This is a genomic window from Pseudomonas sp. CFBP 8770 (genome assembly GCF_014841705.1).
Lineage (GTDB): Bacteria > Pseudomonadota > Gammaproteobacteria > Pseudomonadales > Pseudomonadaceae > Aquipseudomonas.
Map to the genome: position 1 here is coordinate 1 of NZ_JACYUL010000017.1, position 1,508 is coordinate 1,508.

Here is a 1,508-nt window from a genome sequence, read left to right on the forward strand (position 1 = left end):
TGGGTTGTCTTGCTGCGAACTTTCGGTTCGTGTCATCTCCACAGTCACCGCAATCTGGTCGTTCGACGCAAATTGCTTGGGTGTTATATGGTCAAGCCTCACGGGCAATTAGTATGGGTTAGCTCAACGCCTCACAGCGCTTACACACCCCACCTATCAACGTCGTAGTCTTCGACGGCCCTTCAGGGAACTCAAGGTTCCAGTGAGATCTCATCTTGAGGCAAGTTTCCCGCTTAGATGCTTTCAGCGGTTATCTTTCCCGAACATAGCTACCCGGCAATGCCACTGGCGTGACAACCGGAACACCAGAGGTTCGTCCACTCCGGTCCTCTCGTACTAGGAGCAGCCCCTCTCAAATCTCAAACGTCCACGGCAGATAGGGACCGAACTGTCTCACGACGTTCTAAACCCAGCTCGCGTACCACTTTAAATGGCGAACAGCCATACCCTTGGGACCGGCTTCAGCCCCAGGATGTGATGAGCCGACATCGAGGTGCCAAACACCGCCGTCGATATGAACTCTTGGGCGGTATCAGCCTGTTATCCCCGGAGTACCTTTTATCCGTTGAGCGATGGCCCTTCCATACAGAACCACCGGATCACTAAGACCTACTTTCGTACCTGCTCGACGTGTCTGTCTCGCAGTCAAGCGCGCTTTTGCCTTTATACTCTACGACCGATTTCCGACCGGTCTGAGCGCACCTTCGTACTCCTCCGTTACTCTTTAGGAGGAGACCGCCCCAGTCAAACTACCCACCATACACTGTCCTCGATCCGGATAACGGACCTGAGTTAGAACCTCAAAGTTGCCAGGGTGGTATTTCAAGGTTGGCTCCACGCAGACTGGCGTCCACGCTTCAAAGCCTCCCACCTATCCTACACAAGCAAATTCAAAGTCCAGTGCAAAGCTATAGTAAAGGTTCACGGGGTCTTTCCGTCTAGCCGCGGATACACTGCATCTTCACAGCGATTTCAATTTCACTGAGTCTCGGGTGGAGACAGCGCCGCCATCGTTACGCCATTCGTGCAGGTCGGAACTTACCCGACAAGGAATTTCGCTACCTTAGGACCGTTATAGTTACGGCCGCCGTTTACCGGGGCTTCGATCAAGAGCTTCGCTTGCGCTAACCCCATCAATTAACCTTCCGGCACCGGGCAGGCGTCACACCCTATACGTCCACTTTCGTGTTTGCAGAGTGCTGTGTTTTTAATAAACAGTCGCAGCGGCCTGGTATCTTCGACCGGCATGAGCTTACGGAGCAAGTCCTTCACCCTCACCGGCGCACCTTCTCCCGAAGTTACGGTGCCATTTTGCCTAGTTCCTTCACCCGAGTTCTCTCAAGCGCCTTGGTATTCTCTACCCAACCACCTGTGTCGGTTTGGGGTACGGTTCCTGGTTACCTGAAGCTTAGAAGCTTTTCTTGGAAGCATGGCATCAACCACTTCGTCGTCTAAAAGACAACTCGTCATCAGCTCTCGGCCTTAAGATCCCGGATTTACCTAAGATC

1 rRNA gene is annotated in these 1,508 nt (G+C 53.1%); it reads right to left on the reverse strand.

What is annotated here, in order from left to right:
* Positions 1-87: 87 nt before the first annotated feature.
* Positions 88-1,508 (reverse strand): 23S ribosomal RNA (locus tag IFT98_RS20920); the annotation flags it as partial.